The sequence below is a fragment of the Sporosarcina sp. P25 genome (assembly GCF_002743235.1).
GTDB lineage: Bacteria > Bacillota > Bacilli > Bacillales_A > Planococcaceae > Sporosarcina > Sporosarcina ureae_B.
In genome coordinates, this window is record NZ_PDYV01000011.1 from 25,585 (window position 1) to 51,306 (window position 25,722).

Sequence of the window (25,722 nt, forward strand, 5' to 3'; positions counted from 1 at the left end):
CCTCCTTTACATGTGAATGGCTAGCCCTTCAACTGCTAATGCCGCTTCACTGAACGCTTCAGATAATGTCGGGTGAGGATGAATTGCCGAGGATATTTCCCAAGGAATTGCATTCATCACCATCGCTAAGCCTGCTTCAGAAATTAAATCCGTTACATGCGAGCCCATCATATGAACACCGATAATATCATCCGTCTGCTGATCTACGATGAGTTTCACAAAACCATCCGCATGACCGTTAACCAACGCTTTGCCGTTTGCTTTGAACGGGAATTTTCCGATCTTCACCTCAAACCCTCGATCTTTCGCTTGTTGCTCGGTCAAGCCAACTGCCGCAGTTTCCGGGTAGGAGTAGACACAACGTGGTACTAGATCGTAATCAATCGGATCTAGCTGTTTTCCTGCTATATGTTCGATCGCATGCAATCCTTCATGTTCCGCTACATGCGCCAATTGAAGGCCGCCAATTACATCACCGATTGCATAAATATGATCGTCTTTTGTTTGATAATGCGCATTCGTTTGAATCGAACCCTTTTCGACTTGAATATCGGTGTTTTGTAAACCGATGTCATTGATAACTGGAGCGCGTCCAACAGACACCAACATCTTCTCACTCGTGATGGACTGTTCATCATCACCTAACTTATAAGAAATCGTGACCTCATTGTCATTTTTCTGCAACGACTGCGTCAAAATTTCTGCACCTAATATGAACTTTACACCGCGTTTTTTGAGTGCTTTATGCATGGCAACAGCAACTTCATGATCTTCTGTTGCCAATATCTGCTCTAGACGATCCATGACTGTTACATCCACACCGAAATCTACCAGCATAGAAGCCCACTCGATACCAATTACACCGCCACCAATAATCGTAATCGAAGATGGAAGCGCATTCATTAATAAAGCTCCGTCGGATGTCATTACAGACGACTCATCTACTTCGAGTCCAGGTAATGATCTCGGTTTTGATCCAGTAGCAACCACGAGATTTTTTAGAATCAATATTTCATTTTCATTACCATTATCCATTTCCACGGAAATAGTTCCAGGCATTGGAGAGAAAATAGAAGCTCCTAGTATTCTACCTGTCCCCTGATAGACATCGATTTTACCTTTTTTCATCAACCCTTCAATACCTGCATGTAATTGATCGACGATTTTCCCTTTACGTTTTTGTACTTGTGAGAAATCCAATGTGACATCTCCCGTATTCACGCCGAACTCATTCGCTTCTTGACGTGTTACACGATAGACTTCCGCACTTTTTAGCATCGCTTTACTCGGGATACACCCGCTATGCAAACATGTACCGCCAAGTTTGGATTTTTCTACAATTGCTGTTGTCAAACCTAATTGAGCCGCGCGAATGGCTGCTACATATCCACCAGTTCCGCCACCTAATATCACTACGTCATATTCTTTACTCAACGTAAAGGACTCCCTTCGCTTACAGTATTCAAATAATTTTAGACAGGCGAGTGTAGCGGTGGACAGATGACCCTGCCTACCGCTATGACTCATCTACTAAATTATTTATTTGATATAATACTTTTTTCATTACGCAAGAATGTACTTCTCGTTGCACCAACTCTTGCAATTCGCTCTTCTGCCAAACGGTCTGCAGCTTGGTAGGATGGAATGCCGTCTCGTTTTGAGATAGCGAAAATCTTTAGGATCGTATCGTAAATGCCTTCTACTCGCTTCAGTGCACGCTCTTTATTGTAACCAATCAATTCGTCCGCCACATTGATGACTCCGCCTGAGTTGATCACGTAGTCTGGAGCGTAGACGATACCCATTTCATGCAAGCGATCGCCATGTTCTGGTTCCTTCAATTGGTTATTAGCAGAACCCGCAACGACTTTTACTTTCAATTGTGGAATCGTCTCATCGTTGATCACTGCACCTAGAGCACATGGAGCAAAGATATCTGCTTCTTGTGAGTAAATTGCATCCGTCGCAACAGCCGTTGCCCCGAACGCTTCTACTGCACGTTCTACTGCTGCTTCATTGATATCCGTAACAATCAATTTTGCGCCTTCTTCATGCAAGTATTCGCAAAGTGTATAGGCAACATTTCCAACACCTTGAACCGCAACGGTTTTACCGTCAAGTGAATCATCGCCGAATGCTTCTTTCGCAGCCGCTTTCATTCCTTTATAAATACCGAGTGCAGTAACCGGGGAAGGGTTTCCTGACGTACCTTCTCCTGAAGAGATACCTGTAACAAAATTTGTTTCCAAATGGATTAAGTCCATATCATATTCAGTAGTCCCAACATCTTCCGCTGTAATATAACGTCCGTTTAGCCCTTCTATGTAACGACCCAAGGCGCGGAACAGTTCATCGTTCTTATCCGTTTTCGGATCTCCGATTATAACCGTCTTGCCGCCACCAAGATTCAAACCTGCTGCAGCGTTCTTGTACGTCATTCCTTTAGCTAGTCTTAATGCATCTTCAATCGCATTTTCTTCGCTAGCATACGTCCACATGCGGGCGCCACCAAGTGCCGGTCCTAGTGTCGTGTCGTGAATTGCGATAACCGCTTTCAATCCAGATGTCTTGTCATAACAAAGCACCAGTTGCTCATAGTCGTGATCTTCCATGTACGTAAACAATTCCATAAGTATCCCTCCAGGCTAGTAAAAGATTATAAAGATTCATGCGTATGGTACTGATTCTAAATTTCTCACGACGAAAATGCAAATTTGACACATTTTGGCTATTGCTTTCGCTGCGAGTTTTGTAAACAATCTACCTATATCGTACATGATGGCAGAGTCCTTGACAATCCATGACCACACGGTAAAATTAAATTGGTAAGGGGTTGAAGGATATGGTACGTCTTGCTGCGTTTATTGTACTGTTGATTCCAGGGATTGCAGCGGCCCTAGGAATAAAATTAATGCGAGATTCATTGTTTGGGCATCTTTTTTCGCCATTCCCATTCATTTGGATGCAATTTTTAGGCGGTTTCATACTTTTCGCCGGAGGTCTGGGATTCTTTGCAGGCTTTTTATTACGCCGAGACCGCAGATCTGGACGGGCAGCTGACAGATTTAAAAAAGACTTGAAATAAAAGGGCCAAGGTACACTACCTTGATCCTTTTATTTTTTTGCGTACACGCTTCGGATAATCCGTAATCCAACCTGTCACTTCGGGGGTATCAGATAAAAAAGATTCCGCCCCAGTTACCCCGTACATTCGTAATATCTTACCACTTTCGAGCAATTGACGTTTAAACGGATCTTTCCACAATCGCTTATGAAAATGAAAGGCATCGACGTCATATACATCAAGATTTTGCCAATCAATCGTTTTTTTTCTAAGCAATAATGCGGTTTCCATATCCGAGTCCAGCTCTTTTACCATCCGCATCGTCTCATAATCAAACGAAGAAAGATGTACGGTAGATAGTGATTCAACGTAATGTAAAATTTGCTCAAGCGCAGCAACTTGCCCATACACCGTTTCTTTTAATTCGACATTAAGCGCCAAATTATGTTCAGAACAGAAAGAAACCACATCAAATAAAACAGGTATGGTATGACCAAACATTCGCCTGTAACTGTTCTTACCAATTTTGATGTGCTGCAGTTCCTTTGACGTCAATTGATCAATATGCTGATCAATTCCGGCGAGACGTGCTAATTCATTGTCGTGAATAACAACTAACTGTCCGTCGCTCGTTTGTTGCACGTCTAATTCGATTCCATCCGCACCTTTTTGCACAGCCCCTAAAAAAGCACGCATCGTATTTTCAAAATAATGTCCAGACGCACCACGGTGGGCAAATATTTTACTCTCAGACATTTAATACTCCTTCGCTCGTTAGTTCGAAAACGCCTTTTGTCACACGACTCAACATACTAGTTTTATTGCCTATTACAAGATGGACACCCGGATGGGCTTCGCGCGTGATTTCAATTGTAGGTGCGCTAGCCACTTGCACAAGTTGCAATTTTTTTTTGATCGTCTGATCAAGCGATACAATTCCTTGCTGTTTAGCAAGCAATGTCTTTTCTAGCATATTCAACTGTCCAGCGGGAAGACTTGCATTGACGCTCTTCAATTTATCTAGCGTCTGCTCAATTTTCTTCAGTTCCGCATGCTCCGCTTTAAGTTTTTCCGCAAGGCGTTGAATTTCTTCGAGCTCCAGTTCTTTATTTACTCCTTTGACGATCAGTTTCGTCAAACGTTCGTGGCTATTGCCAACTGTTGCACATTCGATGGAAAACATCGCTTCCGCCACGCCACCGATGATTCGACCTTTATGTTTATCGATACAAATATGATCACCGTATAATTCAGATCCAAGTGAATAGAGACCGATATTGACTCGTTCCCCGTAGATTTTACAGTTATTCGCATGTTTTACGAAAACGTTTTTCTTCGCTTTAATAATGGTTTCTCCTCCACCAAACACGCCGCCTTTAATATAGACATCGCCTTCTTCAGAGTAGATTTCTTTAGCATTTGTTATACCTTCTTTTCCTTCGATAGAAATATCCCCTGTCGCATTGACAGAAAAGCCGGCAGAAACTGTTCCCATCACACGCACTGAACCATCAAACGTAATCGATCCCGTTTTCGTACCTACGTCGTCCGGAATGATCAATTGCTTACCGACACTGATGGCGCCGTTCAGTTCTTCGAGTGCACCGCCATGCAAAGCGCGTAAGACCATTTTGCCATCTTCCTCAAACTCCCCGACCGATTTTCGATCATAGACCAGTTTAATGTCCTCACCTTTTTTAGCCGCTATCGGTTCACCAAAGATATTATAGCCTTCGAGCCCCTCTTGAGCAGGCGTCTTTTCACCCAACCATTCATCTTTCACAATCGGCGTCACGAAATTCAACTCATAATGGTCGACAGAGCCGTCATCTCGAAGAATAGGTTTACGATCTGGCATCGCAATATACTCGACCCGTGCACTTTCCCCTTGAATAGGTTCTTTACCTACCGCAATAATAATTGGATTACTTGGGAGATAGGCCAAATTCAATAGACTTTCTTTGTCGTAGCGAATTTCTCGCTGATCGAGCATTTCTTCCGCCTGTTTCAGAAACTGCTCTTTATTAGCAAGAAACTCTTCGTTTGTTGCATGAATATACAATTCTACCTTCATTTTACTAGGTGATATATATACTTCACAAGGAGCGGAGTACGACCCAATATCATGCTGGCCTTCCGTTTGAAGAGCTTTCATCAGCTCCTTGAATGAATTCAGTTTCAATCTAGGAATATCAGAAGCCAGCGCGTCAAATGACTTTAGCGGATATCCTACTTTTTTCGTGTTCATGATAATTTTATTATTTTCTTCTCGAAGTTCAAAATATTCATTTTCAACTAACAACGAAATCCCTCCCTCTTTAATTACTAGTATAGAAGATTGCAAAGCACTAAAGGTAGCTCTTTTTGTGATTACAACGCGTAAATAAGCATTTTCTCACAGCATTCTCCGATTTTCATATCGTGCAAAGTAAAAACTGACTTTATCCCTATGGTATGTCTATTGCATCGTTTATACATACATCGTTAGTGCAATGTATGTCCAACAACAAATGAGGTAAAGTGATGGAATGAGCGGTTATACAACCTGTATGAGCGCTTGGAGTTGAATATAGAGCGGACGCCAATGAAGTATGAGCGCTTACGGGAAGTTAAGAGCGGTGGCAGAAAAAGTATGATCACTTACACGAATTAATGAGCGCAAATGAATTAGCATTCACATTATTCACTTTTCCAACTAATAAACGAAACAACCAGAACGCGTCCGCCAAGACCGTGCTCCTTAACGTATCCTACTTTACCTATGTACAAACGAAAACCAACTAATACACCCGATTAGTTGGTTTGCATACACTCTTTATCCTTTTATCACGTCAATCAGCTCACCATATGCTCTAAACGGATCTTGTCCGCGATCATGGCGATGAACTCGCTATTCGTCGGCTTGCTTTTTAGATGATGGACTGTATAGCCGAACGTCTTCGAAATCAAATCGTAATTCCCACGGTTCCACGCCACCTCGATCGCATGGCGAATTGCACGTTCCACACGGGATGGAGTGGTATTATACTTTTTCGCAATATCCGGATACAGAATCTTCGTAACCGATCCAAGCAACTCTACATCACTATAGACCATCTGAATTCCTTCGCGTAAAAACGCATAGCCTTTAATATGAGCAGGCACGCCGATTTCTTTGATCATCGATGTAATTGCCGTATCAAGTACTTTTTGAGTAACAACGCCTGTCTGTTGGGCTGACTCCTGCACGACAAAAGAAGGCGCCGTATTTTTTGGTTTTCCGGCTGCTTTAAAGATTTGCCCGATCAAGCGGTCAAATTCAAATGGCTTCAACATGAAGTACGAAGCGCCAAGGTTTGCGGCTTGCGACATAACGTTTTCCTGTCCAAAAGCCGTCAACATCATGATTTGCATATTCCCCATATTATTCGTTTCATTCAGCGTCTCTAATACTCCAATACCATCAAGATGCGGCATAATAATATCCAACAATAAAATATCTGGACGCTCTTCTTCTAACATCGTCAAGCACACTTGCCCATTATTCGCTGTCCAAATCACTTCTATTTCATCGTGCTTCTCAAAATATGACACCATCGTTTTCACTAGTTCTTTATTATCGTCAACTATTGCTACTTTTACATTTTCCATTACACATTCCCCCTGATTTAAGATCGGACATCGATTTCTTTCTCCCGCTGTTTCTCTCCTATTATCGTAAGTCATATATTTGGTGATTTCTACATTTACTTAAAGATTCACGCAAAATGATACTTCTGAACGATGCTTTCTACCTATTTCGACTTTATTCCCTTTTCTTTGTATCGAACACCTATACGAAAAAGCAGCCTGTGCACTTTACACAGGCTGCTTTTTCACTTCTCATTCGTTCTCATCGTCTTTAGGAAAAGCGCGGCCCCTTTTTCCGGCTCATCCACGAACATATGCGTGATAGCACCGACGAACTTGCCATTCTGGATCACAGGACTACCACTCATACCTTGTAGGATCCCGCCCGTCTTACTCAGCAGTTTCTGGTCAGTCAATAGGATGTGGAATTGTTCTTCTTCTATCTTCGTAATTTGGATGGTGAATTTCTCTACAGTGGACCCTTCCACTGTAGTATAAATTTCTGCAGGTCCGATCATCAATTCAAACGGCTGCATAATTTCGAGCGGTTCGGCCAACACTTTATTATAAGCGTTTTTCCAATGACCAAATATTCCATACACATTATTGATTTGAATATTTCCAAGAAATTTATTCTGATCAATAATAGAGGAGATTTTATAACCCGGAATCCCTGGAGAACTCTTCTTGATCTGGCTGATTTCAGATAAATAAATCGCGCCTTTTTCAAAAGATGGAGCAGATTGTAACGTACTATCAATAATTTGATGCCCTAACGCACCATACGTGCCACTTTCCGGGTCGACATATGTCAAAGTCCCAGTACCTTCCGTTCGATCCTTCAGAAAGGGCGTGACGCGCTTAATGAGCGACTTATCTGCTTCAATGGTTTCTTGCTTCCCATTACGCAAAACGTCAAGTATCATCGTAGCGCTGTCTTTTTGCAAAGCCCGTTCGAATTGAACGAGTTGCTTCGTATCCGCACCGTTCAACTGGCGAATTATATCACCTTTTTTTAACCATTCCTGCTGACCTACCTTGACGTCACTCGTTACATAAATACCACTTAAATCCATTTGTATTCCAATGGAGTCACCCATCGGAATGAGCGTTTCTTCATTTGCTAATGATATTCCAGGCACAAGGCAGAGCATCAGGACGAGTGCTAAAAGCGTCTTGAAAGATTTATTCCATCCCATGTTTCACCTCCTCAACGAAAGATACCTTTGGTATGTCCTTTCGAAGAGAAAGTATGAAAGGGTAAAATAAACAGTACCCTTTCCCATGGAAAACGTTGTGAATTCATACTTTATTTACGGAATTCCTTTTTGCGTTGATCGGCTAAAACCAAAAGTTCTTCAGCATGCTGAAGAGTCAACGTCGTAATTTCTGCACCCGAAAGCATGCGTGATAATTCTTCCGTACGTTCTGTTTTCATCACATCATGAATCGCCGTAGTTGTACGGCCATCATGCACTTCTTTTTTGATGAGGTAATGATGATCTGCCATTGCGGCCACTTGAGGTAAATGCGAAATACATAGTACTTGAGAGTGGCTGGAGATCATAGAAATTTTTTCCGCAATAGACTGTGCTACGCGCCCACTAACTCCGGTATCGACTTCATCGAAAATAATCGATGTGACACCTTGATGTTGAGAAAAAATCGTTTTTAGTGCCAGCATCATTCGAGATAATTCGCCACCAGACGCCACTCGTACTAAAGGTTTAAGCGGTTCACCCAAGTTTGTGGAAATCATAAATACCACTTCATCAAATCCGTTGGCATCGAATTGACGAGGTTGCTTTTGGTGAATTTGCACTTTGAAGGTGGCCTTTTCCATGTACAACTGCTTCAACTGCTCTTCAATTCCTTTTTCAAGAGAAAGAGCCGCTTTTTTTCGGATAATTGATAATTCATTTGCTTCTATTTCAAGGTCTTCTACGTATTGTGCCAATAATTCTTGGTTTTGATGCAATCTTTCGTCACGATTGACCAATTGATCAAGTGCGTCAGCAATTTTATCGCGATAAATCAAAATATCTTCTAGTGATTTCCCATACTTTCGCTTCAATGTTAAAAACAAGGCTAATCGATCCTCGACAAATTCCAAACGATCTGGCTGGAATTCCATACCATCAATCATCCTTTTTAAATCATGTGAAACGTCTTGAAGCGCGTAAAACGAAGAATTAACTGTTTCAGACATCGTTTTAAGATCTTCATCGATCGAAGCTGCTTCTTCGAGATCACTCATCGAATTACCAACCCAATCGAGTCCATGCGACTCTAAAGACAATGCTTCATATGAAGTATTCAAGCGATCAAATAACCGATTAAAATGCTGCAGCTTTACAAGTTCAGACTCCAATTCCTCTTCTTCACCGATCCGTAAATTCGCTGCATCGATTTCTTCTAATTGGAATTTGTACAAATCGATTTTCTGCGCAATTTGCTGTTCATCTTGCGTTTTAGCCGCAATGAGTTGCTGGAGTTTTTTATATTTATCATATAACTCGGTATATGTTGCCATCGCACGTTCAATCGGCTCACCAATAAAGAAATCGAGCAAATGAATATGACGCTTTTCATTCATTAATTCTTGGTTTTCGTGTTGTCCATGGATATCGATCAGCAATGCGCCGATCTCACGCAATATAGCAATTGTTACGAGTTTACCATTGACGCGACAAACGGATTTCCCGCTGGCACTAATATCCCGGCGTAAAATCACAATACCTTCTTCTGTATCAATGCCAAATTCAGTCAACTTCCCCATCACATTTTCAATATTTTTATCGATCGTGAAAAGCCCCTGAAGCTCAGCTTTTTTCGCACCGTGGCGAATGAATTCCTGTGAACCACGGCCGCCAGCAAGTAGCTGGACAGCATCAATAATAATGGACTTCCCAGCACCCGTTTCGCCAGTCAGCACCGTTAGACCATCGTCAAACGCGATTTCAAGTTGTTCAATAATAGCAAAGTTTTTAATAGAAAGTTCGCTTAACAAAGAAATCCTCACCTCGCTTATAGCATTGATAATAATTTATCTTTTACGTATTCTGTTTGAGATTCTTCACGACAAATGATCAAACATGTATCGTCACCACAAATCGTTCCAAGCATTTCATCCCAGTCCAAGTTGTCAACTAGTGATCCAACCGCTTGCGCATTACCGGGAAGCGTTTTCAACATAATAAAATGACTGGCACTATCGATGCCAACGAACGCATCTTCTAACATCCGCTTCAATTTTTCTTCCGTATTATAGCGATGAATAGGAGGGAGACTGTATTTATAATTACCTGAAGGTGAAGGTACTTTAATCAAGTGCATTTCTTTAATATCACGCGAAACCGTTGCTTGCGTGACATCGGCCCCAGCAGCTTTCAAACTTTCGACCAGCTGATCTTGTGTTTCTATTTCACTATTCGTAATGATCTCTCTAATTCGTAGATGTCGTTGTCCTTTATTCAATTTTATTCACTCCGATTCTGTTGAGTCCATAAACAAAATTATACTAATCATCTAAAAAACGCGCAACTCATTGCGCGTTATGTTAAATCAGTATGTGCCTGTTTGACTAATTGCTTGAAATCTTCCGTTGTAAAATCAGTGATCGCTCCGTCTTCAGCTACTAAGTAATACAAGAACTCAATATTGCCTTCTCCACCTGTAACAGGCGAGTACGTAGCACCTTTAACGGAAAATCCTTCCGCCACTGCCATCGCAGCGATTTTTTCCAACACTTCTAGATGTATTGCTGGATCTCGAACAATACCTTTTTTACCGACTTTATCTTTTCCCGCTTCAAATTGAGGCTTCACTAGCGCCACCACTTGACCACCCGGTACGATGATGTTTTTTAATGCGGGTAAAATCAACGCTAACGAGATGAATGAAACGTCGATCGTAGCGACTTCCGGTAATCCTTCAGTAAACAAATCGACAGTCGCATGACGGAAATTCTGTCGCTCCATCACGGTCACTTGTTCATGCTGACGAATTTTCCAAGCGAGTTGATTATAGCCAACATCCAATGCGTAGCAATGTTTCGCGCCGTTTTGCAATGCACAATCCGTAAAGCCACCCGTCGAAGCGCCAATATCTAGAACAATCTTTTCTTTCACAGAAATAGGAAAAGACCCTAACGCCTTTTCCAGTTTCAAGCCACCACGACTTACATATTTAATCGCAGGGCCTTTTACAGTCAATGGGGCATCTACTGCAATTTTTTCTCCTGCCTTTTCAATTCTTGCAGTATCGGAGTAAACAAGCCCCGCCATGATGGATCGTTTTGCTTGTTCACGGGATTCAGTCAATCCACGCTCTACCAGCAACAAATCCACTCTTTCTTTTTTCACAGATGTACTCATACTTTCGCTCTTTCTGCCGCTTGCTGAATAGCCGCTGCTGTCACTTCCGCCACGTGATCAGGTGTCATATGGATTTCGACAAGTAGTTTATCGACACTACCGTGTTCAATGAATTCATCCGGAATACCGATTCTTTCGAAAATCGTGCCCGTATGACCTACTTGTTCTGCATACTCCAATACTCCACTGCCGAAGCCTCCTGCAAGAACAGCTTCTTCGATCGTAATAATCGGTTTACCTTTAGCAAATAGCTCATCCAATAAATTCGTATCCATCGGTTTAATGAAACGCGCATTGACAATCGCGACATTTTTGCCTTGTGATTTCAATTGTTCAGCAGCCGAAAATGCCATGGGAATCGTCGTCCCGAACGTCAAAATCGTTGCATCTTCACCTTCTTGCAATACTTCCCATGTACCGATCGGAATCGTATGAAGCGCTTCGTCCATTGGAACGCCATAGCCATTGCCACGTGGGAATCGAAGTGCAATCGGACCTTCATCATAATCGATGGCTGTCTTCACCATATGTTGGCCTTCATTCTCATCTTTCGGCATCATAATGACTAAGTTCGGCAAATGACGCAGGAATGCGATATCAAATACACCATGATGTGTTTCTCCATCTGCTCCTACAAGTCCTGAACGGTCAATGCCGATAAAGACATTGAGCTTCTGTCGCGTAATATCATGCAACATCTGATCGTATGCACGTTGCAAGAATGTCGAATAAATTGCAAGGAATGGTTTCATTCCAGTTGCTGCAAGTCCCGCAGCCATAGTGGTCGCATGTTGTTCCGCAATTCCAACATCGAAGAAACGATCTGGGAATTCCGCTGCAAATGATTCAAGTTTCGACCCTACAGGCATAGCAGGTGTGATCGCGACAATACGTCGATCCTCTCGCGCAAGCTTGCGTACCGTTTCAGAAACCAAAGCACTCCAAGCAGGGCCATCTACAGGGGATTTCACAAAATCTCCAGTTTCAATCTTATAAGGTCCTGTACCATGCCATGTACCGATTTTATCTAACTCCGCAGGGCTATAGCCTTTTCCTTTTTTCGTAATCACATGAAGTAGTACCGGCCCTTCCATTTTCTTCGCATATTGAAGAGAACGCTCCAATTCTACAAAGTCATGGCCGTCAACCGGTCCTAAATACGTAAATCCAAGTTCCTCAAAGAAGACCCCGTTTACTACTAAATATTTCAAACTGTCTTTGACACGTTCGGCAGCTGTTGCGACTCTACCGCCTACAGCTGGAATTTTACGCAAAATGAATTCCAGTTCATCTTTTACGTTATTGTACTTGCCAGCTGTACGTAATTTCCCGAGAATCGAGTGCAATGCCCCAACATTTGGTGCAATAGACATTTCATTGTCATTTAGAATGACTGTCAGATTCGTCTTCTCATGTCCGATATGGTTCAATGCCTCTAGTGCCATACCGCCCGTCAACGCACCATCGCCAATGATCGGAATGACAAAACTTTTTTCTTTTTTAATATCTCGCGCAACAGCCATTCCCATAGCCGCTGACAAAGATGTCGAACTATGGCCGGTTTCCCATACATCGTGTATGCTCTCCGCCATCTTCGGAAATCCGCTCAATCCTTTATATTTTCTAAGAGTATCAAACTCGCCAGCTCGGCCTGTAAGAATTTTATGGACATATGACTGATGTCCTACATCCCATAAAAATTTGTCGGTTGGACTGTCGAAAATTTTATGCAACGCAATCGTCAATTCGACAACACCCAGATTCGGTCCGATATGCCCGCCAGTAACCGATAAATTTTCAATTAGAAAATGACGAATATCTGCCGCCAGTGATTCTAACTGTTCTTTATCGAGCTCTTTTATAAAAGATGGATTGGTAATCTTTGTTAGATCCATCATGATCACACACCTTCATCAAGTAAGTAGGTCTTTCTATTTGCACGTTCGCACTATTTCTTGTTCATTAGCCCAAGTAGTTGCTGTTTGTTTTCTACATTATAACAGTAACAACGTGCGACACAAATATAACGGTTCCAAATTACATATTTCGCTCAATAATGTAATCTGCTAACAATTGCAACATAGACTCCCCTAAGCCGATGGACTGCAACGCATGTAAAGCTTCTTCATGTCGTGCTTTTAATTGCTCACGAGCCCCATCTAACCCTAGCAATGAAGGATACGTCGACTTTTCGCTTGAAGTATCACTGTTCGCGGTCTTGCCTAGCTGTTCAGTAGTTGCTGTCACATCCAAAATATCATCTTGGATTTGGAACGCCAAGCCAATATTGTGGGAGAATCGGCGGAGTTGCTCTCGCTGCTCATCAGTAGCCTGTGCTAACACAGCACCTGCTTCAATACAGTATGAGAGTAATGCCCCCGTTTTATGAATATGGACTTCTTCCAATTCTGCTAAAGGCAATAATTGCTGTTCGCCTTTCATATCGAGTACTTGTCCCTTGACCATCCCTTGTGCGCCAGAAGCCTTCGCCAATAATCCGACAAGTTCAATAGCTGCCGCGGGTGGTGTCTCCCGAAGATCTGCAAGCGCTTGAAATGCCATCGCCTGCATCGCATCTCCCGAAAGCGTCGCTACATCCTCACCGTACACTTTATGATTAGTAGGTTTTCCTCGTCTAAAATCATCATTATCCATGCACGGTAAATCGTCATGGATCAATGAATATGTATGTATCAATTCAACAGATGACGCCACTTTTACTGCATCAACCGAATCCTTTTTCATATCAAATAAAACAGCCATAACTAATAACGGACGAATTCGTTTGCCCCCTGCTTCTACGGAATACATCATGGATTCGTGTAAAACGTCAGGAATGTCAGACTTCGCTAGTTGGTTCGTCAATTCGCGTTCAATTTCAGGAATCATTTCATCGACAAATGCTTGTAGTTTTTCATTCATTCGGCTCACCTACCGTTGGATCAAATTGGGATTCGTTACCTTCTTGGTCAATCATCCGAATCAATTGTTTTTCTGCATTTTGCAATTTCTTCTGGCAATAAGCTGAGAGCTCCATTCCTTGTTTATACAACGTGATTGTATCATCCAAAGGCGCTTCACCAGCCTCCAACTTCTGTACAATTTCTTCTAATTGGTGCATTGCTTGCTCGAATTGCATATTTTTATCTTCTGCCATTCTTACTCGACCTCCTTTGGAATGATTTCTTCTACTATAGTGGAAATAGATCCGTCCGCTAGTTGAAGCGTCACGTGATCTCCGTTCGCTACATCTTTGATCGATTTAATGACTTCATGATTTTTATAACCGATTGAAAAACCTCTTTCCATTACTTGTAACGGATTCAAGGCTTGCATCATGCGCATCAGTGCCACAAAATGTTGCTGCCGCTGTTGAATAGTGTGTTCTGCAGCACGATTTAAACGCATTTCCAATTGCTTCGTCTGTTGCTGTTCGAGCTGGATGCGTCGAATCGGTGTGTAGTACTGAAAACCTGCAAATAGGCGATCGTAGTTCATCCGTTTTCCCTGAACGACTGCCTCACTGCTACGTTGCAGACGATCTTCGAGGTTGTCGAGCTTCTCGATGAAAGGCCGATATAACCTTTCCGGATATTGTAGCGGATAGGCAGCTTGAGCTGTTTCTAAACGCTTGTTCAACTGTTTAATTACGGTCTGGACCGCCAGATAAATCGAACGTTGCTGATTTTTCAAGTGTTGGAATAATTGAAGCTGATCCGGCACAGCCATTTCTGCTGCTGCCGTCGGAGTCGGTGCACGTAAATCCGCCACAAAATCTGCAATTGTCGTATCGGTTTCATGTCCGACTGCACTGATGATCGGAATCCGACTTGAGAAAATAGCACGTGCTACGTCTTCTTCATTAAATGCCCACAGATCTTCAATGGAACCTCCGCCTCGACCCACTATCAATACATCGACATTCGCCATATGGTTCGCTTGTTCAATCGCTTTGACAATCGAAGGAACTGCTGTGCGACCTTGTACGAGAGCCGGGAAAAGATACATCTCTGCCATTGGAAATCGTCTGTTGATCGTAGAGTACATATCACGCAGCGCGGCACCCGATTCGGCTGTAATCAGGCCGATTCGTTGAGGTACTTGCGGAATAGATTGCTTGAATCTTTCTTCAAACAATCCTTCTTGCTGAAGCTTCTTTTTCAACTGTTCAAAAGCTAGATACAGCGCCCCGATACCGTCCGGCTCCATTGTTTGTACATAAAGCTGGTACGATCCTGCCGTTTCAAACACCGTCACATCCCCTGTGATCAGTACATTCATACCATTTTCAGGCTTAAATTGAAGTGTATTGGAACGGGAACGGAACATGGCCGCCTGAATTCTCGTTTTATCGTCTTTCAATGTAAAATAAATATGTCCCGACGGATGCAGCTTAACGTTCGACAATTCCCCTTTTACATAAACGTTTCGTAAATGTGGATCTGCATCAAATTTTCGTTTGACATATTTCGTTAGCGCTTGAACGGTTAAAAAAGTTGGATTGGACATGTTTCCATCACCTGCCCTTTTATGTATAGAGAGGCGCTCATGATGAGCGTCTCTCGTTTAGAATTACTTATTTTCCGTACGTGCTTTTAATTTTTTCTCCGCACTTTCGACGGTATTTTTCAATAACATCGTAATCGTCATGGGACCTACTCCACCTGGCACCGGGGTGATAGCACTAGCTTGCTTCTCCGCTGATTCATAATCAACGTCTCCACATAGCTTCCCGTTTTCATCACGGTTCATACCGACATCAATAACTACTGCGCCTTCTTTGATGTAATCCCCTGTGATGAATTTAGCTATACCAATTGCGACGATTAAAATATCCGCTTGTTGCGTGAATTTCTTCAAATCTTTCGTACGGGAATGACAATACGTTACCGTTGCATCTTTTTGCAAAAGAAGTTGCCCCATCGGTTTTCCTACGATATTACTTCTACCGATAATCACTGCGTGTTTGCCTGCGATATCTACGTTGGAACGTTCAAGCAACTGCATGATACCGTATGGTGTACATGGCAAGAAAGTTTCTTGACCGATCAACATTTTCCCGACATTCATCGGATGGAATCCATCGACGTCTTTCTCAGGGCTAATCGCGCGGATGACTTTGTTTTCATCAATATGTTTTGGCAAAGGCAATTGCACCAAAATACCATCGATCGTATCGTCTTCATTGAGTTTCTCCACTTCAGCTAGAAGATCTTCTTCCGATACTGTTTCCGGCAATTTGGTAAGCACAGATTTCATCCCCGCTTCCTTGCTGGACTTCTCTTTGTTTTTCACATACGTCTCAGATGCTGGATTTTCTCCAACTAAAATAACAGCCAGTCCAGGTTGAACTCCTTGTGCGACTAAAGAAGCAACTTCTTCTTTTAATTCATTCCGGATTTCCTGTCCTATTGCTTTGCCATCAATCTTTTTACTAGACATGATTTTCCCACCAAACTTTTTTTATTTGTAATGAAAGTTTATCGAGCTCAAACTTGCTACTAGTAGAGACGATTTCGGTTATTGGAATTTAGAAAGTACTCCATTAACAAACCGACCTGACTTTTCGTCACCAAACGTCTTACATAGCTCAATCGCTTCGTTCATGATGACCCGATTCGGAACTTCTTCGTTATGAAGGAGTTCATAGACAGCCAATCGCAATACTGTTCTTTCGATCTTTGGCAATCTGTCGATGGTCCAGTTTTCCAATTTATTTGTGATTTCACTGTCGATTTCTGTCAGGTGTTCCGCTGTGCCTCGAACTAGTTGTTCATAGAATGAATCCAGTGGTGCTTCCACAATATAACCGATCGCTTCGTCCACATTCATCTCACTATTGTCCAGCTGAAACAGTGTTTGAATTGCTTTTTCACGTGCTTCTCGTCGTTTCATAATTGTTATCTCCTCTACCGCTCATCTTCAAAACCTAATGATAGCACAAAACGCAGGAAAACAACTAGTGGAATCCGGCGATTTTATGTCATCAGTTTGCATTTTCGATCAATAAGTTCATAAATATTTAAACAAGGGGTAGTTGATAAAGTTGGAAGCATCGTTATCCATGTTTTAGAAGAACACTTTCTTATAGACTTTTGCACTGTCAATCACTTTTTTATTGTAGTGTAAATTGTTAATAACTGGTGAAGGCAATGTCCGTTTCGCTCATAAATCCGTCTAAGCGCTCATAGTCCATGCGAATCCGCTCTATGCCCTCTTCCAACCGCTCTATCAAAGCCCGCACCCGCTCATAACTTTACGTCAAGCGCTCTATCACTACCTGTATCCGCTCATTACCCACCGCATCCGAATTCATCTTAACCTATATCTCAAAATAAAATCCAACACCACTCTCAAATTCATTTCCACTACAAAAAACCGAAGACCCACCTATTAGTAGGCGGGTCTTCGGCTATAATGTCATTCGCTAAGTCCTGTTCAGTCTTCGAAATGAATGCCAGTTATGTGGACATTCACTTCATGCGTTTGAAGCGAAGTCATATTCAAAATCGCTTGGCGAATTTCATTTTGAATTTTCGCTGCAATCGTAGGAATGGAATGGCCATACTCGATAATGCAATACACATCGATTTTCAATCCTTCGTCTGCCCATTCGGTTTTTACACCTTTTCCGTACATCACTTTTCCCAATTTCTCCGCAACACCTGATGCGAAGTTCCCTTGGGTAGCAATCACTCCGTGTACTTCTGACGTGGCGATACCAATGATGACTTCGAGTACTTCAGGTGCCAGTTGAACTCGTCCGAGTGCGACATCTCCAGACGGTGTCATTCCGACAAACGATGCATTTGTTTTATCAGCCATTACACTTCTCCTCCAATTATTTCATGACGTCGTACTTTTCTAAGAACTTTGTATCAAAATCTCCAGACTGGAATATTTCGTCATTCATTAAGTTCGCGTGGAAAGGAATCGTTGTATGGACGCCTTCGACTACGAACTCGTCTAATGCACGTTTCATCCGAGCGACCGCTTGCTCACGCGTATCCGCATGAACGATCAGCTTTGCGACCATCGAATCGTAAAACGGTGGAATCGTATAGCCTGGGTACACTGCTGAGTCAACACGTACACCAAAGCCGCCTGGCGGTAGATACATAGTTACTTTGCCGGGTGAAGGCATGAAATTCTTTTCAGGGTTTTCTGCGTTGATCCGACACTCAATAGACCAACCATTGAACTGAATATCCTCTTGTTTAAACGCTAATTCTTCGCCTGCAGCTACTTTTAGCTGTTGTTGAATTAAGTCAATTCCTGTGATCATTTCTGTTACAGGGTGTTCAACTTGAATTCGTGTATTCATTTCCATGAAATAGAATTTTTGATTGATATGATCAAAAATAAATTCTACAGTACCTGCACCGCGATAGTTACACGCTTGAGCTGCTTTTACAGCCGCTTCACCCATTTCTGCGCGTAGTTCAGGAGTCAATGCAGGAGATGGAGCTTCCTCAACCAGTTTTTGCATACGGCGTTGAATAGAACAATCACGCTCACCTAAGTGAACCGTGTTACCGTATTTATCCGCTAGCACTTGAACTTCTACGTGACGGAATACTTCGATATACTTCTCAATATACACGCCCGGGTTACCGAATGCCGCAGCAGCTTCTTTTTGTGTGATTTTAACACCTTTTACTAGCTCATCTTCATCACGTGCTACACGAATTCCTTTACCGCCACCACCAGCTGTTGCTTTGATGATAACCGGGAACCCAAGTTCTTTTGCAATTTCGAGTGCATGATCTGCGTCATCCACAATGCCGTCAGAACCAGGAACGATTGGAACTCCTGCAGATGCCATTGTATTACGCGCAACATCTTTTGTACCCATTTTAGAAATAGCCGCCGCTGTGGGTCCGATGAATTCGATATTTACTTCTTCACAAAGTTCAGCGAAGCTCGCGTTCTCTGCAAGGAAACCATAACCAGGATGGATCCCGTCACAGTCAGTTGCTTTCGCGGCACTGATGACGTTTGAGAAGTTCAGATAACTGTCTGTCGATAGACGTGGACCGATGCAAACTGATTCATCTGCTAGTTGCACATGTAACGCCTCTGCATCTGCTTCAGAATAGACCGCTACTGTTTTAATACCCATTTCTTTGCATGCACGAATAATGCGCACAGCAATTTCTCCACGGTTTGCAATTAATACTTTTTTCATTGGTTACTCCCCCTTAGTTTTCTCTAACAAGGAATAAAGGCTGTCCGTATTCCACAAGTTGACCGTCTTGCACTAAGATTTCAACGATTTCACCATTTACTTCTGATTCAATTTCGTTGAATAATTTCATTGCTTCTACGATACAAACGATGGATTCAGCCGTTACTTTATCACCAGTTTTAACGTACGCTTCTGCGTCTGGCGACGAAGCCTGATAGTATGTCCCAACCATAGGGGAAGTGATTTTGTGTAGTGTTTCGTCAGTTGCTACTTCAGCTACTGGCGCTGCTTGTGCTTCTGGTGCTGGTGCTGGTGTTACCGCAACAGGCGCTACTGGAGCTTGGACTGGAGCCGGCGCTGCTTGTGGTGTTTGCGGTGCTTCTGTAACCGTTGTCACGGCTTGTCCATCATTTTTCTCTAGTTTAATCTTCCCTCCATCTGATTCTAATGAGAACTTCTGGATGGATGATTGATCGATAAGCTTAATAATTTCTCGGATTTCTTGGATTTTCAACATATCTGATTCTCCTAACTAAATTTTCTTGCTATCGTATACTATGATAGTCGTTTTACAGTAAATATGGAATAGCAAAGACACAAATTATTCTATTATTCTTGAAAAATGCCCACTAGTTGCAAATTTTGTGACAATTTATTTGAAAAAACGACGATGTGTTATCCCATACCTTTAATAGGTTTACCTATAAGCGTGAAATTCACATTACACGCTGCACCTATTTCAAAAGTTTAGTTTTTCTATGTAAAAAAGGAAGCCACATGGACTTCCTTTTGTTGTTATTCTTTTGCTTCTGCAAAATCGACTTTGACAGTTTGCGCGCCATCCCAACTCGACATGACATACTGTGTAATTTCATCCGCCATTTTCGGTGAGTGGCTTTCATTCGATAACACCGTTACGTTGACTCGATCCCCATCTCCACGTACAAACACTTCTGGATAGCCAAGTGCTGCGATTTGCATCTCCATCAACGCTTCTGTCGAACTGACTTTTCGTAACTCAGCAATTTCGTTAAAAATTTCATTTTTCTCTTCAGCAGTAAAATCAGAAGATGTCATTTTCTCTGTCAACTGTTGCACTGTCTCACTGCGTTCATTTCGTACTTCCATGCGCATATCCTGGAAAATATACGATTCAGCGAAGACCGGTTTCACTTCCTCCGACTTGCCTTCCTTTTCAAGTAGATTCGTTGCGTCCTTTGTTTCTTTCGTGAAGATCGCAATTCCATCAAATGGCATCGGTGCTTCCTTCTTCACGTAGTAGATTGAAATCACTGCGACTAGACTGAGTAATGTTAAAAACCAAACTGTTCGTTTATTGGCTTTCATGTTGATTCCCCCTTTTCTTCATTTCCACGATGACGATACGATGTTCAGGCAATTGTAGGACGTTGGCTAGGAGTTGTGAAAGTCCGTTTCGTATAGCCGGATTTTCTGCCCCTTCCGCTACGACGAGCAACCCTTGCAAAGGTGATTGGCTTTTCACAGCGGACGTGGCGGAGAAATAATTTGCTAACGGACTCTCTTCTTCTTTTTCATCGTAATGAAAATAAACTTTCACATCCCCTAACCCTTCCATTTGTTCAAGTGTTTCTTCAAGTGTTGACAGCATGCGCTTCTCTTCTTTTTTCTGTTTCTCCCCTCCTACATTCGCCGTACTGGTGATGTATAAAACGCTACACACCATAACCATCAAACCGATCATGATCAATCGGGGTTTCCCTGTGGTCTTTTCCAAGTTCCATCACCATCTCAACGTGAATTGACTAAAATGAATTCTACAGTTGCATAATATGTAGCGTCACAGTAACTTATGACTTGCGAATTGTAGAATATATTGCAAAATCCAAATGCCGATTGCCACTTTACACAAAGGAATGATCATTCTTTCCATTTCACGCCCCGCCAGTAACTGAATAATTAAGACTAGGACTACCAAGTTTGCTAACCCTACTAAAAATACTTCCATACACTCGCCTCATTTCCCGAACGTCATCAGTTTAATGAACGTCACAATGAAAATCGTTGTATAGATGAAAGCGAATGTCAGCAAAAATGAAATGGCGCATAAAACAAACAACGTACGACCGATATCATCCAGTAAACCGCACACTTCTTTTTGCGAAAATGGTTCAATGATTGCCGCTGTCCATCTAAATAAAAAGGCCATACAAAGAATCCTAACTGCCGGCAATAGCGCGATCGTCCAGATTGATACGAGCAGCCAAATACTCATATAAGCCGTGGCACCGGAAGAATAACGACCAATTGATCCAAGCGTATCCGTCAATAATGAACCGATGACAGGAATATTATTCTTGATCAGCTCTTTTAACGGCTCGTTCAAAGCGCCGTTCATCGTCCAAGACAACGCGCCACCCGCTGTAATAAAAATGGAATACGCTGCAACCATGGCAGAAACAAACGCAAGCAATGACGTACGCAATAAATCCGCCATCCGCGTGAAGGCAATTTCCGGCACCAATCGCGTAAAGATATCGAACAACAGCGCCGTTAATAACACCGGCAACAGGAACTTATCCGCAAACACGACAGCCCCTTGCGCAAATAACAGCATAGCGGGTTGGAAATTCAAGACGCCGAACGTGGCACCGGATGCCAAAATCATCGCAGCCATTAGTGGATACATTCCAAGGAATAATGAAGCAATCGTGTGCGTGATGACTTGGATTTGCTCGAAACTTTCCCTAGCCGGCTCAATCAGCAATACTAAAATAAGGATCAGTAACAGAAACCTCGTCCACTTTTGAAACGCCGGAAGAAAGAAATCGACAAGAGAAGCGATAAGCAACATGATGAGCAACAAGAAAAATGGTCCGATGATACCCGCGATACTTTCCTGCAGAAAATTCAGCATAGATGTCTCGTCCATTCATTTTTGTTAGGATTCGTTCACCAGGGAATGAACGTGTGGATCGTCTCGATCAATTGCGTGATATACGGCAACCACAATGTCATGATGACTACTTTCATGCTGGTCTGAAACAACTGCCCGAATGCCCCGTACCCCTCATCTTTCATCTGAAGCGACAGAACCTCCGCTACATAATACAGACCCGCACTGACCACTAGTAGCGTTGCGTAAGGCGACGGTAACTTCTTCGTCAACTCCAACAATGTCGATCCGAAAGGTACAAGGACCGTAAATAATACATACACTGTGACCAGTAAGAATAGCGCGGTATGAAGAATGGGACGCAGGGCAGGTGCAGCAAATGAAAGCAAAAGCAGCAAGAGATACACGACAAATAATTGAAAGAGAATCGCCATTTACATCGCCATGGATAGCCAGCTAAAGAATTCCGTGATCTCCGTAAAGAATATTCTGAGGAACATCAGCAGCTCAATCGAGATGTACAGATATGCTAAGAAAAATAGGAAAAATGAGAACTCCTTCTTGCCTGTTTGCTCGAAAAACACGTGAAGTACCCCAATCACCAATCCAACGCCGGCGATGCGCAATAAATCATTCAGTTCCATCCCGCTACGCCTCCTCCATAGTCCACTCTATGAAGCAAGCTTCTTAAATATGCAAAAGTATCAAAGTATCACGGACATTGCGGATTGAAAAAGATAGGGAATAGTTTGTATCGGTGTGGGGATTTGCGCTCTAGGCGGACGCTTTCTCATGGGCCCGCGGTGAGGCAACTAGGTCGCAAGCTCCCTTTAGTTGTCTCATAATTTGCACACAACTGTTGGTGAGTGGGCTATTTTAATCCCCTCGTACTCTCTAATTTACTTATTATACTTTCTACGTTTCGCTTCAATTTCCGAATTCATTACCACGCAAAAAAAGGATGCCCCATCACTGGGACATCCTTGATACATATTTACTTATGCGCGGGAAACGTATTCTGCTTCTTCTGTGTTGATGATTAACATATCACCTTGGTTAACGAAGAATGGTACTTGAACAACGACGCCAGTTTCCATCTTAGCTGGCTTTGAACCGCCACTCGCTGTGTCACCTTTTATTCCAGGCTCTGTTTCCGCTACTTCAAGCGTAACGGTTATTGGTAATTCAACGCCAAGCACTTCTTCTTTATACGTGATGACGTGAACTTCCATGTTCTCTTTCAAGAACTTTAATTCATATTCAAGTTGCTTATCAGATAGTTCGATCTGCTCGTACGATTCGTTATCCATGAATACGTGCATATCTCCGTCAGCATATAAATACTGCATTTTACGGTTGTCAATTTGTGCTTTTTCTACTTTTTCTCCCGCACGGAATGTTTTTTCATTCACGTTTCCTGAGCGAAGATTACGCAGTTTCGAACGAACGAACGCTGCCCCTTTACCTGGTTTTACGTGTTGGAAATCCATTACGCGCCAAATGTCACCATCAACTTCAATTGTTAATCCTGTACGAAATTCGTTTACTGAAATCATTCGTATTCCTCCATTTTCAACCGATTATAAAATAAGCAGTTCTTTAGTAGACTTTGTCAAACGTTCATTACCTGTTTCTGTGATCAGTATATCATCTTCGATCCGCACTCCGCCAATACCAGGAAGGTAGATTCCTGGTTCCACTGTTACCGCCATATTCGGTACAAGCACCGTTTCGGAGCGGAATGATAAGGCTGGTGCTTCGTGAACTTCCATGCCAATGCCATGACCGGTTGAATGACCGAATGCCTCTCCATACCCTTTGGACTTGATGTAGTCGCGTGTAATTGCGTCGGCTTCGATACCTGTCATGCCGGGCTTAATCTTTTCTACACCCAGTTCTTGGGCGCGTAACGTGACTTCATAGATTTCACGAAGTTTAGCAGAAGGCTCACCGATCGCAACTGTTCTCGTAATATCAGATATATACCCATTATAAAGGGCGCCGTAATCCATTGTAACTAAATCACCTGTCTCAATCACTTTATCAGATGCTACCCCATGTGGTAAAGCCCCTCTTTCACCAGAAGCAACAATTATGTCAAATGAAGACGAAGTCGCGCCTTGTTTCCGCATGAAAAACTCCAATTCATTGGCGATTTCCAACTCCGTTTTCCCTGCTTGGATGACTGAACAAATATAGACGAATGCCGCATCCGCAATGGCTGCCGCTTGCTTTAACACTTCGATTTCTTCCGGGGTCTTAATTAAACGTAGTTTCTCTATTAAACCAGCGACAGGCACTAGTTTTGCTTTTACATGTTCGTTATACACTTCAAACTGACTATAGCTCAGATCCTCTTTTTCGAAGCCTAGTGTATCAATCTTCATTTCTTTTACTTGGTTCGCAACTTCTTGAATCATCGTGCCCGTATGCTGGACAATGCGATAGCCTGTTAGTTGGTCATTCGCTTGCTCCATATAACGGAAATCTGTAATGAATACTGCATCAACTTGTGAAACAATTGCAGTCCCTGCAGATCCCGTGAAGTTTGTCATGTAGCGACGATTGTACGGATTTGTGATTACTAATGCATCGAGTTGCTGTTCTTTCAATAATTTTCTTAATTGCTCTATTTTCAAGATAGTCTCTCCTCTCGTTTTAACAAAAACGCTTGGAAGGCAAGATCATAGCCCGCTGTTCCAAAACCGCATAATTGTCCTGCCGCTACAGGAGCAATGACAGACGTGTGTCGGAACTCTTCACGAGTATGTATATTTGAGATGTGGACTTCAATTACAGGAACAGAAATAGAAGCGATTGCGTCGCGAAGCGCAATGCTGTAGTGTGTAAATGCGCCTGGATTGAAGATGATGCCATCAATTTCTCGATCCCCTGCATCATGAATCTTGTTAATGAGCTCACCCTCTATATTGGATTGAAAACACGACAACGCGATATCTGATTCATTCGCTAAACGCCGAATTCGACTTTCAATATCTGCAAGTGTCTCTGCCCCGTATATATCCGGTTCTCTTTTGCCTAGCCTGTTCAAGTTTGGGCCATTTAAGAGTAACAGTTCCATTTAATCCCCCCCACTCATTTTTCTTCCCTATTTTAGCACAATGAGTAAGCGGGACATACTAATACTGTTCTAGCCTATTGTTTTTTTCATGTAAACAGAAGTTCCGATGACGAAACGGAAAATCATCGCGAACAAACAAGCAAACGGTATCGATATTTTTTTTATGAATTGTGTCATGGTCAAATCTGCTTTGACGTGGATCATCCATTCAATGAAGATAATCACGATAATTGTGACGATCAATGAAGAAACAGTGGGTGGAATCTTAAACGTCAGACGAGCAATAAAGTACAGGATAAAAAATAGCAAAAAACAAATGACTCCTAATAGCACCCACTTAAGCCAGCCGGGAAAAGTCGTAAGCATATGAAGTTTTTTCGTCCAGCCGATTGGTGACCATTTAATAAATTTAAAAACGTGTAGGAATTTTAGTGAAATTATAGATAGTACCGCAGCCATAACAGCTGTCCAGAAATGTGTTGAAGTAATTTTCATGACAATACCTCCCATTCCAGTGTCGGGCAATTT

At 42.4% G+C, this 25,722-nt stretch carries 29 protein-coding genes; 1 reads left to right on the forward strand and 28 read right to left on the reverse strand.

What is annotated here, in order from left to right; translation table 11 throughout:
• Positions 1-6: 6 nt before the first annotated feature.
• Both lpdA and CSV70_RS10680 read right to left on the reverse strand, forming a co-directional pair.
• Entirely contained in the window at positions 7-1,434 is a 1,428-nt protein-coding gene (lpdA, locus tag CSV70_RS10675) for a dihydrolipoyl dehydrogenase (RefSeq protein WP_099628910.1), read from the reverse strand.
• Positions 1,435-1,535: 101 nt separating this feature from the next.
• Entirely contained in the window at positions 1,536-2,630 is a 1,095-nt protein-coding gene (locus CSV70_RS10680) for a Leu/Phe/Val dehydrogenase (protein ID WP_085130516.1), read from the reverse strand.
• Between the two features lie 212 nt (positions 2,631-2,842).
• On the opposite strand from CSV70_RS10680, the gene CSV70_RS10685 reads away from it, so the two are divergent.
• Positions 2,843-3,085: a DUF2627 domain-containing protein gene (locus tag CSV70_RS10685; RefSeq protein ID WP_085130514.1), complete on the forward strand. Its 243-nt coding sequence runs from the start codon at positions 2,843-2,845 to the stop codon at positions 3,083-3,085.
• A gap of 15 nt (positions 3,086-3,100) precedes the next feature.
• Here CSV70_RS10685 and CSV70_RS10690 read toward each other — a convergent pair whose 3' ends face one another.
• The 26 genes from CSV70_RS10690 to CSV70_RS10810 form a co-directional block, all read right to left on the reverse strand.
• Complete coding sequence (locus CSV70_RS10690; protein ID WP_099628911.1) at positions 3,101-3,820, reverse strand: glycerophosphodiester phosphodiesterase; 720 nt, start codon at positions 3,818-3,820, stop codon at positions 3,101-3,103.
• Positions 3,813-5,366, reverse strand: coding sequence for a flagellar assembly protein A (locus tag CSV70_RS10695; RefSeq protein ID WP_099628912.1), 1,554 nt, complete (start codon positions 5,364-5,366; stop codon positions 3,813-3,815). The genes CSV70_RS10690 and CSV70_RS10695 overlap by 8 nt, the downstream gene beginning before the upstream one ends.
• Positions 5,367-5,899: 533 nt before the next feature.
• Positions 5,900-6,694 carry a sporulation transcription factor Spo0A gene (spo0A, locus tag CSV70_RS10700; protein ID WP_085130508.1) on the reverse strand — a complete coding sequence of 265 codons (795 nt, stop codon included), beginning with the start codon at positions 6,692-6,694 and terminating at the stop codon, positions 5,900-5,902.
• A 224-nt stretch (positions 6,695-6,918) separates the two neighbouring features.
• Positions 6,919-7,872, reverse strand: coding sequence for a SpoIVB peptidase S55 domain-containing protein (locus CSV70_RS10705; RefSeq protein ID WP_099628913.1), 954 nt, complete (start codon positions 7,870-7,872; stop codon positions 6,919-6,921).
• Positions 7,873-7,982: 110 nt separating this feature from the next.
• Positions 7,983-9,683 carry a DNA repair protein RecN gene (gene recN, locus CSV70_RS10710; RefSeq protein ID WP_099626551.1) on the reverse strand — a complete coding sequence of 567 codons (1,701 nt, stop codon included), beginning with the start codon at positions 9,681-9,683 and terminating at the stop codon, positions 7,983-7,985.
• 17 nt (positions 9,684-9,700) lie between these two features.
• Positions 9,701-10,150 carry a transcriptional regulator AhrC/ArgR gene (gene ahrC, locus CSV70_RS10715; RefSeq protein ID WP_085130502.1) on the reverse strand — a complete coding sequence of 150 codons (450 nt, stop codon included), beginning with the start codon at positions 10,148-10,150 and terminating at the stop codon, positions 9,701-9,703.
• A gap of 77 nt (positions 10,151-10,227) precedes the next feature.
• Positions 10,228-11,049, reverse strand: a complete 822-nt coding sequence (locus tag CSV70_RS10720) for a TlyA family RNA methyltransferase (protein WP_085130500.1) — start codon at positions 11,047-11,049, stop codon at positions 10,228-10,230.
• Positions 11,046-12,944: a 1-deoxy-D-xylulose-5-phosphate synthase gene (dxs, locus tag CSV70_RS10725; RefSeq protein WP_085133511.1), complete on the reverse strand. Its 1,899-nt coding sequence runs from the start codon at positions 12,942-12,944 to the stop codon at positions 11,046-11,048. Before dxs ends, CSV70_RS10720 begins: the two co-directional genes overlap by 4 nt.
• 142 nt (positions 12,945-13,086) lie before the next feature.
• Positions 13,087-13,971 (reverse strand): polyprenyl synthetase family protein, encoded by an 885-nt coding sequence (locus tag CSV70_RS10730; protein WP_099626549.1) that lies wholly within the window; start codon positions 13,969-13,971, stop codon positions 13,087-13,089.
• Positions 13,964-14,206 (reverse strand): exodeoxyribonuclease VII small subunit, encoded by a 243-nt coding sequence (locus CSV70_RS10735; RefSeq protein ID WP_085130496.1) that lies wholly within the window; start codon positions 14,204-14,206, stop codon positions 13,964-13,966. The genes CSV70_RS10730 and CSV70_RS10735 overlap by 8 nt, the downstream gene beginning before the upstream one ends.
• A gap of 2 nt (positions 14,207-14,208) precedes the next feature.
• Positions 14,209-15,558 (reverse strand): exodeoxyribonuclease VII large subunit, encoded by a 1,350-nt coding sequence (xseA, locus tag CSV70_RS10740; protein ID WP_099628914.1) that lies wholly within the window; start codon positions 15,556-15,558, stop codon positions 14,209-14,211.
• A gap of 63 nt (positions 15,559-15,621) precedes the next feature.
• Positions 15,622-16,491: a bifunctional methylenetetrahydrofolate dehydrogenase/methenyltetrahydrofolate cyclohydrolase FolD gene (gene folD, locus CSV70_RS10745; protein WP_085130490.1), complete on the reverse strand. Its 870-nt coding sequence runs from the start codon at positions 16,489-16,491 to the stop codon at positions 15,622-15,624.
• Positions 16,492-16,569: 78 nt separating this feature from the next.
• Complete coding sequence (gene nusB / locus CSV70_RS10750; protein WP_099628915.1) at positions 16,570-16,944, reverse strand: transcription antitermination factor NusB; 375 nt, start codon at positions 16,942-16,944, stop codon at positions 16,570-16,572.
• A 543-nt stretch (positions 16,945-17,487) separates the two neighbouring features.
• The gene (locus CSV70_RS10755) at positions 17,488-17,874 is read right to left on the reverse strand and encodes an Asp23/Gls24 family envelope stress response protein (RefSeq protein ID WP_085130488.1); all 387 of its coding nucleotides are present in this window, start codon (positions 17,872-17,874) and stop codon (positions 17,488-17,490) included.
• A 16-nt stretch (positions 17,875-17,890) separates the two neighbouring features.
• Entirely contained in the window at positions 17,891-19,237 is a 1,347-nt protein-coding gene (gene accC, locus CSV70_RS10760; RefSeq protein WP_085130486.1) for an acetyl-CoA carboxylase biotin carboxylase subunit, read from the reverse strand.
• A 13-nt stretch (positions 19,238-19,250) separates the two neighbouring features.
• Entirely contained in the window at positions 19,251-19,754 is a 504-nt protein-coding gene (gene accB, locus CSV70_RS10765) for an acetyl-CoA carboxylase biotin carboxyl carrier protein (protein WP_099628916.1), read from the reverse strand.
• A 278-nt stretch (positions 19,755-20,032) separates the two neighbouring features.
• Complete coding sequence (locus tag CSV70_RS10770) at positions 20,033-20,584, reverse strand: SpoIIIAH-like family protein (RefSeq protein ID WP_085130482.1); 552 nt, start codon at positions 20,582-20,584, stop codon at positions 20,033-20,035.
• Entirely contained in the window at positions 20,571-20,993 is a 423-nt protein-coding gene (locus CSV70_RS10775; RefSeq protein WP_143560418.1) for a hypothetical protein, read from the reverse strand. The genes CSV70_RS10770 and CSV70_RS10775 overlap by 14 nt, the downstream gene beginning before the upstream one ends.
• 63 nt (positions 20,994-21,056) lie before the next feature.
• Positions 21,057-21,224 carry a hypothetical protein gene (locus tag CSV70_RS16515; RefSeq protein WP_157111208.1) on the reverse strand — a complete coding sequence of 56 codons (168 nt, stop codon included), beginning with the start codon at positions 21,222-21,224 and terminating at the stop codon, positions 21,057-21,059.
• Between the two features lie 9 nt (positions 21,225-21,233).
• Entirely contained in the window at positions 21,234-22,133 is a 900-nt protein-coding gene (locus tag CSV70_RS10780; protein WP_158232411.1) for a stage III sporulation protein AE, read from the reverse strand.
• 35 nt (positions 22,134-22,168) lie between these two features.
• A complete protein-coding gene (locus CSV70_RS10785) occupies positions 22,169-22,546 on the reverse strand; it encodes a stage III sporulation AC/AD family protein (protein ID WP_099628918.1) in 378 nt (125 codons plus the stop codon).
• Positions 22,547-22,756 carry a hypothetical protein gene (locus CSV70_RS10790; protein WP_029054553.1) on the reverse strand — a complete coding sequence of 70 codons (210 nt, stop codon included), beginning with the start codon at positions 22,754-22,756 and terminating at the stop codon, positions 22,547-22,549. It lies immediately after the preceding gene.
• Positions 22,757-23,110: 354 nt separating this feature from the next.
• The gene (gene efp, locus CSV70_RS10795; protein ID WP_085130474.1) at positions 23,111-23,668 is read right to left on the reverse strand and encodes an elongation factor P; all 558 of its coding nucleotides are present in this window, start codon (positions 23,666-23,668) and stop codon (positions 23,111-23,113) included.
• A gap of 24 nt (positions 23,669-23,692) precedes the next feature.
• Positions 23,693-24,754 carry a M24 family metallopeptidase gene (locus CSV70_RS10800; protein WP_198166101.1) on the reverse strand — a complete coding sequence of 354 codons (1,062 nt, stop codon included), beginning with the start codon at positions 24,752-24,754 and terminating at the stop codon, positions 23,693-23,695.
• Positions 24,748-25,194: a type II 3-dehydroquinate dehydratase gene (gene aroQ / locus CSV70_RS10805; protein WP_085130469.1), complete on the reverse strand. Its 447-nt coding sequence runs from the start codon at positions 25,192-25,194 to the stop codon at positions 24,748-24,750. The genes CSV70_RS10800 and aroQ overlap by 7 nt, the downstream gene beginning before the upstream one ends.
• A 69-nt stretch (positions 25,195-25,263) precedes the next feature.
• Positions 25,264-25,689 carry a hypothetical protein gene (locus tag CSV70_RS10810; RefSeq protein ID WP_085130467.1) on the reverse strand — a complete coding sequence of 142 codons (426 nt, stop codon included), beginning with the start codon at positions 25,687-25,689 and terminating at the stop codon, positions 25,264-25,266.
• Positions 25,690-25,722: the final 33 nt, after the last annotated feature.